Source organism: Amycolatopsis thailandensis, assembly GCF_002234405.1.
GTDB classification, from domain to species: domain Bacteria; phylum Actinomycetota; class Actinomycetes; order Mycobacteriales; family Pseudonocardiaceae; genus Amycolatopsis; species Amycolatopsis thailandensis.
On the sequence record NZ_NMQT01000136.1, the window covers coordinates 19,671 to 29,741 of the forward strand.

Consider the following 10,071-nt stretch of genomic DNA (forward strand, 5'->3'; position numbering starts at 1 on the left):
CGCTCACCACTCGGCGAACGAGCCGTCGGTGTGCCGCCACACCGGATTCCGCCAGCGATGTCCCTCCGCCGCGCGTTCGGCGACGTACTCTTCGTCGATCTCGATGCCGAGACCCGGCCCGCCGGGGATGGCGACCTGTCCGTCTTCGTAGGCGAACACCGCCGGATCCGTCACGTAGTCGAGCAGGTCGTTGCTCGTGTTGTAGTGGATGCCGAGACTCTGTTCCTGAATCGTCGCGTTGTAGCAGCCCGCGTCGATCTGCAGACAGGCCGCCAGCGCGATCGGGCCGAGCGGGCAGTGCAGTGCGAGGCCCACGTCGTAGGCCTCGGCCATGTGCGCGATCTTGCGCGCTTCGGTGATGCCGCCGCAGTGCGACGGGTCCGGCTGGATGATGTCGACGGCACCCGAGGCCAGCACCGCCTTGAAGTCCCACCGCGAGAACAGCCGCTCGCCGAGCGCGATCGGGATCGGAGAGTTGCGCAGGACTTCCGCGAAACCGTCGACGTGTTCGGACAGCACCGGTTCTTCGACGAACATCAGCCGGTACGGCTCCAGTTCGCGCAGCAGGACCTTCGCCATCGGCTTGTGCACGCGGCCGTGGAAGTCCACCCCGATGCCGACGTCCGGGCCCACCGCCTGGCGGACGGCGTCCACATTGGCCACACATCGATCGACCTTGTCCCAGGTGTCCAGATAGGACAGTTCCTCGGTCCCGTTCATCTTCACCGCGCTGAACCCGCGGTCCACCACCTCGCGCGCGGCGCGGGCGGTCTCGGCGGGACGGTCGCCGCCGATCCACGAGTACACCTTGATCCGGTCACGCACCCGGCCGCCGAGCAGTTCGTGGACCGGCACGCCGAGCGCCTTGCCCTTGATGTCCCACAGGGCCTGGTCGATACCGGCCAGCGCGCTCATGTGGATTCCGCCGCCGCGGTAGAACCCGCCCCGGTAGAGGACCGTCCACAGATCCTCGATCTGCGCGGGATCCTTGCCGATCAGGTAGTCGGAAAGCTCGTCCACGGTGGCGGCCACCGAGGCGGCCCGGCCCTCCAGCACCGGCTCGCCCCAGCCGGTGACGCCCGCGTCGGTTTCGATCTTCAGGAACGACCAGCGAGGCGGCACCTGATATGTCGTCATTGACGTGATCTTCATGGTTTTTCCTATTCCTGTCGCCAGATCTCGGAAAGCGCGCGAGCCCGGACGGCGACCGCGTCCGCGCTGTCACCCGGCCGGTAGAGACAGGAACCCAGTCCCGCCCCGGCCGCCCCGGCGGCGGCCCAGGCCGCCAGGTTCGATTCGTCGACCCCGCCGACCGGCAGCAGTTCGACCTCGCGCGGCAGCACCGCGCGCCACGCCTTCATTCCCCCGATCCCGACGGCGTCGGCGGGGAACAGCTTGAGGTGCCGTGCCCCCGCGGCGAGCGCGGCGAACGCTTCGGTGGGTGTGGCCACGCCCGGATACGGCGTCATGCCCTCGGCCACGGCGGCGGAGATGACCGCGGGGTCGCTGTTGGGCGCCACGATCACGCGTGCCCCGGCTTCGCGCGCCCTCCCGACGTCTTCGGTGGTGAGCACGGTGCCGGCGCCGATCTCGCACCGCTCCCCGAACGCGTCGGCGAGCAGACGGACGCTCTCGAACGGCTCCGGCGAGTTCAGCGGCACTTCGATGGCGGGGAAGCCAGCGTCGACGAGCGCCCGTCCGACACCGACGACCTCGGCCGGGGTCACTCCACGCAGGATCGCGATCAATCCGGTCACGGCTTCAGTGTCCTTTCGAGACGGTCTTCGAGCAGTCCGGCCGCCGTCGCGATCCGCCACAGGCCCCGGGCTGCGATCGCTTCGGAAAGCACGGTGGCCTCCACGCCACTTTCGGCCAGGGCTTGGGCGTAGCGGCGGCAGAGTTCGCCGTCGCCGCACAGCACCAGCGGGGAATCCGGTTCGCGCAACAGCTGCGAAACCTCGTCGGCGATGAGCACGCCCGAGAGGTAGTCAGGCAGCGATGCGGGTTCGAGGACGCCGTCGAGTACGAGCGGCCGGGCGCCGAACGCCTCGGTGGCGAGCCCTCGCGAACGCCGTCCCACGGCCAAACCTCGTGAGAAGGCCGCGTCGTCGCGGACCGCGCGGCCGGCCGTGCGGGCGAGGATGCCGTGCGTGATCAGCAATCCGTACAGCTCACCGGTCATCGCGGTGGCGAAATCCGTCACGATCCCGTCCTCGACGCGGACCCACTTGCTGTGCGTCCCGGGAAGCACCACCGTGACCGGTCCGCCGGGGTCGCCGAGCGCTTCGAGAACGCCGATCAGCTGGGTCTCCTCGCCGCGGATCACGTCGCCGGGGCTCTTTCCGGACGGGATCCGCAGTCCGGGTACGACGTGGAGCACACCGTCGCGATGGGGCACGGGCACGAGCGAGGTGAAGTCGAGTCTCGCCGGGACGGTGCGATACCCGGCATCGACCCAGCCCTGCGCGCTCCCCACCATCCCGGACGCGATGGCCGGAAGAACGGGCCAGTCTCCGCGGATCTCCCGGAAGGCCGATTCGTACGCGACCGCTCTGTCGCCCGGATCGACGCCTTCGGTGATCGCGAGCAGTCCGCGCGAGGTCCGGCGGGCGTCGAGGATCTCCCCTTCGGTGTCGAGCAGCCAGGCGCGCTGACCTGAAGTTCCCCAGTCGAGCGCGATGAGGCCGGGTTCGGTGTCCGTCACGAGCGACATCGTGCGGGCGCGTTCCCGATAATGCGATCGTCGTCCCTATATGTAGGATTCCGCCATGCCCGAGACAGCGCCGCCCGGCACCCAGACCCTCGCCCGCGGCCTCGCGGTGATCCGCGCGGTCGCGAGCGGCGCGACCGATCTCCGCTCCCTGGTCGAGCGCACCGGACTGGGTCGCAGCACCGCGCACCGGCTGGTCCAGCTACTGGTGAGCGAGGGGTATCTGCGCAGCGGACGGGACGGCTACACGCTCGGCCCCACGCTGATCGAACTGGGTTTCCAGGCGTTGCACGGCAGTCCGCTGCCGGTGGTCGCCCGGCCGGTGCTGGAGGAGCTGGCCGAGCAGCTGCGCGACACGGTGCACCTGGCCGTCCGCGACGGGGGCTCGGTGCTGTACCTGGACAAACTGCCGGGCTCGCGGGGCGCGGAGATGCGCTCGCGGATCGGGCACCGGATGCCGTTGACCCGCACCGGTGTCGGGATGGCGCTGCTGCTGGACTCCGCGCCGGAGTGGCGGGAGCTGTACCTGGCCGAGACGCCGGTGGAGCCGGGCCGGGTGCACCCGGAGGACCTCGACGCGTTCCTGGGGCGCATGCGCGAATACGCGGAGGCCGGGGTGGCGATGGACCTGGAGGACAACGAACCGGGGATCCGCTGTGTCGCGGCCCCGATCCGGGACGCCACCGGCGCGATCGCCGGGGCCATCAGTGTTTCGGCGACCCGGCCGTACATGCCCGCCGCCCGGATGCGCGGTCTGAACCGCGTCGTCGGCCGTGCGGCACAACAGGTTTCGGCGGGCCTCGGCTACCGCGAACACTGAAACGCCGCGTGGAGGGCGGTCTCGCCCTCCACGCGGTCGTACAGCCGGTCATCGCGACATGGCCGGCTCGGCCTTCGGGACACGCAGGGTGGCCATGGCCAGGAAGCCACCGGCGATCGCGATCCCCGCGGCCCCGAGGAACGCGGCCGAATACCCGCCGGTCAACGCGACCGGGTCGCCGATCCGTCCCGCGCCGGACGAGACCCCGACAGCGGTCATCGCGGCGAGCCCGAGGGCGGAACCGATCTGGTACGAGGTGTTCACGATCCCCGACGCGAGCCCGCCTTCCTCCGGTTTCGCGCTCGAGATCGCGGTGCCGAGCGACGGAATGAACGCGAGCGCCTGACCGAGCGCGGCGATCAGCGATGCGGGCAGGACGTCGACGAGGAAGTCGCCGGTCGGGCTGACGAACGACAGCCACACCAGCCCCGCGGCGAGCGCCCACAGGCCGCCGATGATCATCTTCTTCGGACCGAACCGGCCGATCAGGCGCGGCGCGACGGCGACCATCAGCACGACGATCAGCACGGTCATCGGCAGCAGCGCCGCCCCGCTCGCGAAGGCCCCGTAACCCAGGACCTGCTGCAGGTACAGGTTGAGGAAGTACCACATCGGGATCCACGCGGCGCCGAGCAGGAACTGGGCGAGGTTCGCGCCGCCGAGGTTCGGCGTCCGGAAGATCCCCAGCCGCACCAACGGGGTCTCGCGCTTCCGCTGGATCGCCACGAACACCGCGAGCAACGCGGCACCGCCCACCAGCGCGCCCCAGGTGCCCGCCGAGCCCCAGCCCGCTTCCGGGGCGCGGACGACGCCGAACACGGTCAGGCCGAGACCCGCCGTCACCGCGACGGCGCCGGCGAGGTCGACCGAGCCACGCCGGACGGGCGCGGGCGGCATCAGCTTGCCGGTGGCGAGGACCGCGACGAGCGAGATCGGGACGTAGAGCCAGAAGATCCACGGCCACGACAGCCATTCGGTGATCACGCCGCCGAGGAACACCCCGGCGGTGCCACCGGCGGGAGCGGCCGCTCCGTAGAGCGCGAGCGCCTTGGTCAGCTCACGGGGACGCGCGCCGAACAGCATCATCAGCAGGGTCAGCGCGGACGGCGCGATCAACGCCGCGCCCGCGCCTTGCAGGACCCGGCCGAGCAGTTCGACCCACGCGGTGCCCGCGACCGCGGCGACCACGGAACCGCCGAGGGTGACCACCCATCCGGCGGTGAACATCTTCCGCGCGCCGAACAGATCCGAGAGACGTCCGCCGAGCAGCAGCAGCCCGGCGAGCGCGACGACGTAGGCGTTGAACACCCACGACAGGTCTCCCGGGGAGAACCCGAGATCGCGCTGCATCGCGGGCAGGGCGACGCCGATGATCGAGGTGTCCATGATGACCATGAACTGGGCCAGTGCGATGAGTCCCAGCGCCCACCACCGTCGTGGGTCCGGGGTTGTCTCCGCCATGACGACCGTCCTTTCAGGAGTTTAATACCCCTATGGGGTATCTGACGGAGATGAAGTTAGGCCGATGACCGCGCGAGCACAAGTACCCCTAGGGGGTATATCTGTCGCCCTCGTCACAGCCGCGCCATCAAAGGCGATGACAGCGCGAGAGGCCGTGATTACCCTCGCCTCTCGTGAACGAGCAAGGGCAGTACGCCAGGTATCAGGAAGATTCGAAGGTGCTGGCGGCGATCGGGGCGTGCCTCGACGCCCAGCTCGCCCCGATCGAGGTGCGCCTGCCCAAGACCTTGGCGCGGGCCGCGGCGGCGGCGTGGGATCGAGACGAATTGGACGAAATCGGCGAAGAGACCCACGAGCAATACGCTTTGCGGGACCGGGCCGGGGAGCTGGCCCTGATCGGCCTCGTGATCTCGGAACGCGGCCGCTGGGAGGGCGACGAAGTCGTCGTGGATCTCGATGTGGCCGCCGTCGGCGCGGCCGTGCGAGCGGCGCGGTGATCCGGGTTCCGGAAACTTCTCGAAAGAAATCCGGGAGCCGGTGTCGGATCGGCGGGGTGGCGTTCGTAGCAGAGGTGAAGTCCTTGACACCCCGGGAGATGATCCTCAGATGAAATACCTGGTTTCCGTGATCGACGACAAGAGCAATCCCGGCAGCACCGACCGGCAGCCCGCCATCAGCGAGTTCAACGAACGGCTGATGGCCGAGGGTCACTGGGTTTTCGCGGGCGGGCTCGCGGACACCGGCTCGGCCACGGTCATCGACAACCGGGGCGAACAACCGGTGTTCAGCGACGGGCCGTTCGTGGAATCGAAGGAGTACCTCGCCGGCGTGTGGGTCTGGGAGGCCCCCGATCTGGACGTGGCGCTCAAGCTCGCCACCGAGGCGTCGAAGGTCTGCGATCGGAAGATCGAGGTGCGGCCATTCCTGTGACCGGCGTGGAGGAGGCGATCACGCGGGCCCACCGCGACGAGTGGGCCCGCGTGGTCGCCACCCTGACCAGGCGTTTCGGCGATCTCGACATCGCCGAGGAAGCGGCGGCCGAAGCCTTCGCGACCGCCGTCGAGCGGTGGCCGTCCGACGGCGTGCCGCCCGGACCCGGCGCCTGGCTGACCACCACCGCCAACCGCAAGGCCATCGACCGGATCCGGCGGGAGAACAAGCGTGACGACAAGCAGAAGGAGGCTCGGATGGCGTACGACGACGACCCGCCCGAGCCGCTCGGCGTCATCGACGACGACCGGCTCCGGCTGATCTTCACCTGCTGCCACCCCGCGCTGGCGCTGGAGACCCGGGTGGCGTTGACCCTGCGCATGGTCGGCGGGCTGACCGTGCCCGAGATCGCCCGCGCCTTCCTGGTGGCCGAAAGTGCCATGGGGCAGCGGATCACCCGCGCGAAGGCCAAGATCAAGGCGGCTCGCATCCCTTATCGCGTGCCGTCCGCCGAGGATCTGCCGTCCCGCGTCTCCGGGGTGCTCGCCGCGCTGTTCCTCGTGTTCAACGAGGGCTACCTGGCCACCGGAGCCGACACCGATCCGCTGCGTCACGACCTGACCGCCGAAGCGATCCGGCTCACCCGCCTGATCCGCGCCCTCCTGCCGGAAGACGGCGAGGTGGCCGGGCTGCTGGCGCTGATGCTCCTCACCGAGGCCCGCCGCACCGCCCGGATCTCGGCGAACGGCGAACTGGTCGCCCTCGACGAGCAGGACCGGGGCGCCTGGGACGCGGACCTGATCGCCGAGGGGCATCGGCTGGTGCGCGAGCGACTCGCCACCGGAGTGGCTCCGGGCCGCTACCAGATCCTCGCCGCGATCAACGCCGTGCACACCTCCGCCCGCGACATCCGCGACACCGACTGGGCACAGATCCTCGCGCTCTACGACCAGCTCGTCCGCGTCGATCCCTCGCCGATCGTCGCCCTCAACCGGGCCATCGCGGTCGCCGAACTCGACGGCCCGGAGGTGGCGCTGGCGGCGGTCGACCGCCTCGACGACAGGCTGGCCGGCTATCACCCGTTCCACGTCACCCGCGCCGATCTGCTGCGGCGGCTGGGCCGCAGCGCCGATTCGCGAGCGGCCTACGACAAGGCGATCGCACTGGCGGGCAACACCGCCGAGACCGCCTATCTGACCCGCCGTCGCGACCAGCTGCGTTGACGCTCCGGGATCACCCGACACGGGCTTCCGCGCGGGACAAGCGTGCCGCCAGCCGCGCGGCCCGCTCGGCCTGTCCGGGATCGACACCCGCCCGGGCGACAAGCCTCAGCCGGGATACGCCGTCGGGGACACTCGGCGGGCGGAAGCAGCCGACCACGATGCCTTCGCCGAACAGCGTGTCGGCGGCGGCCACCGCCTGATCGGCCGAGTCCGCGGGAATCGACTGGACCGCGCCGGGCGCGTGCGGAACCCCCGCGGCGTCGGCGATCAGGGCCGCTATCCGGTGCAGTTCGCCGGCTCGGTGAGGCTCCGCCTCGATGATCCGGCAGGCCTCGGCGGCGCCCGCGGCCGAGGCAGGAGCGAGGCCGGTGTCGAAGATGAACGTGCGGGCGGTGTTGACCAGATGCTCACGCACCAGCGCCGGTCCGAGGACGGCGCCACCTTGGGTGCCGAGCGCCTTGGACAGGGTCGCCGTCACGACGACGTGGGGCGAATCGGCGAGACCGGCGGCGTGGACAGCGCCTCTTCCGCGGCCCGCCACCCCGATCCCGTGCGCCTCGTCCACGACCAGAAGGGCGTCGTAGGTGGCACAAAGCGCCGCGACGCGCGCCAGATCGGCTGCGTCCCCGAGCACGGAGTAGATCGACTCGACGACGACCACCGCCCGGGTCTGCTCACGATCCCGGAGCAGCTCTTCGAGCGCGACGACGTCGTTGTGCGGGCAGATCCGCACGGGCGACCGCGACAGCCGGGCACCGTCGATCAGCGACGCGTGCACGTGTTCGTCGGAAACGATCAGCGTGTCCGGCGAACCCAAAGCGGTGAGCAGGCCGATGTTGGCCGCGTAGCCGCTGGAAAACGCCAGGCAGGAAGGCTGCCCGGTGAGGCGGGCCAGCTCCCGCTCCAGCTCGTCGTGACCCGCCGTCGTTCCGGTCACGACCCGCGACGCGCCCGCGCCGGCGCCGTAGGTCTCGATGGCCCGTGTCGCGGCCGCGCGGACACGGGGGTCCGCCCCGAGCCCGAGGTAGTCGTTCGAGGCCAGATCCACCAGCCCGCCCCGGAATCCCGGATTTCGCCGGGAGTCGGTCCGGCGCACCAGACCGGCCCGCCGCCGGTCCGCGTCGACGCCCGCCATCCACTCCAGCAGAGCGTTCATGCGTTGGGCGCGACGGCCGTACCGGCGCCACGCGCGCGGACCGGGACGTCCGTCCGATGTGGACTCTCGTCGGCGCCGAGGACCTTGAACCCGGCATCCGCGATCATGTCGAGGTCGGCCTTCGCGGCCTGTCCCTCGCTGGTGAGATAGTCCCCGAGGAACAGCGAATTGGCCACCTGCAACGCGAGCGGCTGCAACGAGCGCAGATGCATTTCGCGCCCGCCCGCCATGCGGATCTCCTTTGTGGGGCAGGCCAGCCGCGCCAGCGCGAGGATCCGCAGCGAGCGCAACGGCGTCAGTTCCCAGGTGCCTTCCAGCGGTGTGCCTTCGAACGGCATCAGGAAGTTGACGGGAATCGAGTCACTGTCCAGATCCCGCAGGGCGAAGATCGCGTCGATGAGCTCGTCGTCGCTCTCCCCCATGCCCACGATCAGCCCGGAGCAAGGGGAAAGCCCCGCGTCCTTGGCCTTCTCGACGGTGGCGACCCGGTCTTCGTAGTCGTGCGTCGAGCAGATCTCCGAGTACCGGGACTCGCTCGTGTTGAGGTTGTGGTTGTAGGCGTCGACACCGGCGTCGCGAAGCCGTTCGGCCTGGCCGTTCTTCAAGATTCCCAAGCAGGCGCAGACTTCCACGCCGGAGTGGGCTGATTTGACGGCTTCGACGACACCCGCGACCCGGTCCACGTCGCGATCGCTCGGCCCGCGCCCGCTCGCGACCAGGCAGACCCGGGACGCGCCGCCCTCGATCCCCGCGGTCGCCTGTTTGACCGTCTCCTCGGCCGAAAGCCAGGAGTACTTGAGGATCTGCGCCGACGAGCCGAGCCGCTGCGAGCAGTACGTGCAGTCCTCCGGGCACAGCCCCGACTTGAGGTTCACCAGGTAGTTGACCTTGACCCGGTCCCCGAAGTACGCGCGCCGCAGCCGCCCGGCCGCGACGACCAGGCCGAACACCTCGTCGTCCGGCGTATTCAGGACCGCGCGGGCGTCTTCCCGATCGAGGACACCGCCTGCCAGCTGGCGCGAGGCCAGGTCATCCACTGTTTTGAACACCTTTCAAATCCTAGGCGGACCTCCCGGGGCCGCGCAAGGCCGGGCACGGCGGGCGGGCACAATGGGCTGGTGAAGGTGACGCGAGCGCAGATCGTCGACGGCGCGTACGAGCTGCTCCGCGAGCGAGGGCTGAGCAGCCTGTCCATGCGGCGGCTGGCCCTGGACCTCGGCGTGCAACCGGGCGCGCTGTACTACCACGTCGCCAACAAACAGGAACTGCTCGCCGTGGTCGCCGCGCGCGTTCTCGCCGACTTCCCGGCGTCACCCGCCGATCCCCGCAGCGCCGCGCAAGACCTGCGCACGGCACTACTGCGCGTCCGCGACGGCGCCGAGGTCGTGTCGTTCGTGCAGGCGTACCGGCCCGACGTCCTGGCTCCGACGCGGGCGTTGAACCGGCTGTTCGCCGAAAGGTTCGGTGCCCGCCAGGCCGAATGGGCCGCGCGCACGATCGTCCACTATGTACTCGGCTTCGTCGCGGAAGAACAGAACCGGGCCGAACTCGTCCGCGCCCGGATCGTCGACGACGAGCCCGCGCGGGAGCGGGAGTCGGGGGAAGCGTTCTTGTTCGGCGTGGACGCGATCCTCAACGGCCTCACGGGGTCTTGAGCCAGAGCGGACACTGACCACTCACGACCCGCAGGACCCGGTGCCATCCGGCGGCGAGACGCGTTGCGAAAGCCACTTTCGCAACGTTGAAGGTTGCGAAAGTGGCTTTCGCAACC

11 protein-coding genes are annotated in these 10,071 nt (G+C 70.2%); 5 read left to right on the forward strand and 6 right to left on the reverse strand.

The features are described from left to right. Window positions 1–3: 3 nt before the first annotated feature. The 3 genes from dgoD to CFP71_RS35325 are packed head-to-tail and all read right to left on the reverse strand — an operon-like array spanning window position 4 to window position 2,713. Window positions 4–1,152 (reverse strand): galactonate dehydratase, encoded by a 1,149-nt coding sequence (gene dgoD, locus CFP71_RS35315; RefSeq protein ID WP_093938283.1) that lies wholly within the window; start codon window positions 1,150–1,152, stop codon window positions 4–6. Window positions 1,153–1,160: 8 nt separating this feature from the next. Continuing rightward, on the reverse strand, window positions 1,161–1,757 hold the full coding sequence (locus CFP71_RS35320; RefSeq protein WP_093938284.1) for a 2-dehydro-3-deoxy-6-phosphogalactonate aldolase: 597 nt from the start codon (window positions 1,755–1,757) through the stop codon (window positions 1,161–1,163). Continuing rightward, window positions 1,754–2,713 carry a 2-dehydro-3-deoxygalactonokinase gene (locus CFP71_RS35325; RefSeq protein WP_093938285.1) on the reverse strand — a complete coding sequence of 320 codons (960 nt, stop codon included), beginning with the start codon at window positions 2,711–2,713 and terminating at the stop codon, window positions 1,754–1,756. Before CFP71_RS35325 ends, CFP71_RS35320 begins: the two co-directional genes overlap by 4 nt. Window positions 2,714–2,768: 55 nt before the next feature. Between CFP71_RS35325 and CFP71_RS35330 the strand changes: the two genes are divergently transcribed. Continuing rightward, window positions 2,769–3,530 carry an IclR family transcriptional regulator gene (locus CFP71_RS35330; RefSeq protein ID WP_093938286.1) on the forward strand — a complete coding sequence of 254 codons (762 nt, stop codon included), beginning with the start codon at window positions 2,769–2,771 and terminating at the stop codon, window positions 3,528–3,530. Window positions 3,531–3,578: 48 nt separating this feature from the next. Here CFP71_RS35330 and CFP71_RS35335 read toward each other — a convergent pair whose 3' ends face one another. After that, the gene (locus CFP71_RS35335) at window positions 3,579–4,991 is read right to left on the reverse strand and encodes an MFS transporter (protein ID WP_093938287.1); all 1,413 of its coding nucleotides are present in this window, start codon (window positions 4,989–4,991) and stop codon (window positions 3,579–3,581) included. A gap of 173 nt (window positions 4,992–5,164) precedes the next feature. Between CFP71_RS35335 and CFP71_RS35340 the strand changes: the two genes are divergently transcribed. The 3 genes from CFP71_RS35340 (at window position 5,165) to CFP71_RS35350 (ending at window position 7,144) form a co-directional block, all read left to right on the forward strand. Then, window positions 5,165–5,488, forward strand: coding sequence for a hypothetical protein (locus CFP71_RS35340; protein ID WP_093938288.1), 324 nt, complete (start codon window positions 5,165–5,167; stop codon window positions 5,486–5,488). 109 nt (window positions 5,489–5,597) lie between these two features. Continuing rightward, entirely contained in the window at window positions 5,598–5,921 is a 324-nt protein-coding gene (locus tag CFP71_RS35345; RefSeq protein WP_093938289.1) for a YciI family protein, read from the forward strand. Beyond that, window positions 5,918–7,144, forward strand: coding sequence for an RNA polymerase sigma factor (locus tag CFP71_RS35350; protein ID WP_093938290.1), 1,227 nt, complete (start codon window positions 5,918–5,920; stop codon window positions 7,142–7,144). Before CFP71_RS35345 ends, CFP71_RS35350 begins: the two co-directional genes overlap by 4 nt. Window positions 7,145–7,154: 10 nt before the next feature. Here the strand turns inward: CFP71_RS35350 and CFP71_RS35355 are convergent, their stop codons facing one another. Then, a complete protein-coding gene (locus CFP71_RS35355) occupies window positions 7,155–8,300 on the reverse strand; it encodes an 8-amino-7-oxononanoate synthase (RefSeq protein ID WP_093938291.1) in 1,146 nt (381 codons plus the stop codon). Continuing rightward, window positions 8,297–9,349 (reverse strand): biotin synthase BioB, encoded by a 1,053-nt coding sequence (bioB, locus tag CFP71_RS35360; protein ID WP_208636105.1) that lies wholly within the window; start codon window positions 9,347–9,349, stop codon window positions 8,297–8,299. Before bioB ends, CFP71_RS35355 begins: the two co-directional genes overlap by 4 nt. A gap of 69 nt (window positions 9,350–9,418) precedes the next feature. Here bioB and CFP71_RS35365 point away from each other — a divergent pair, with 69 nt between their 5' ends. Next, window positions 9,419–9,955, forward strand: coding sequence for a TetR family transcriptional regulator (locus CFP71_RS35365; protein ID WP_093938293.1), 537 nt, complete (start codon window positions 9,419–9,421; stop codon window positions 9,953–9,955). The last annotated feature ends 116 nt before the right edge of the window (window positions 9,956–10,071 follow it).

Coding starts and splice junctions, on each gene's coding strand:
- CFP71_RS35330 (WP_093938286.1), top strand. CDS start 2,769: ATGCCCGAGACAGCGCCGCCCGGCACCCAGACCCTCGCCCGCGGCCTC.
- CFP71_RS35345 (WP_093938289.1), top strand. CDS start 5,598: ATGAAATACCTGGTTTCCGTGATCGACGACAAGAGCAATCCCGGCAGC.
- CFP71_RS35325 (WP_093938285.1), bottom strand. CDS start 2,713: ATGTCGCTCGTGACGGACACCGAACCCGGCCTCATCGCGCTCGACTGG.
- dgoD (WP_093938283.1), bottom strand. CDS start 1,152: ATGAAGATCACGTCAATGACGACATATCAGGTGCCGCCTCGCTGGTCG.
- CFP71_RS35335 (WP_093938287.1), bottom strand. CDS start 4,991: ATGGCGGAGACAACCCCGGACCCACGACGGTGGTGGGCGCTGGGACTC.
- CFP71_RS35355 (WP_093938291.1), bottom strand. CDS start 8,300: ATGAACGCTCTGCTGGAGTGGATGGCGGGCGTCGACGCGGACCGGCGG.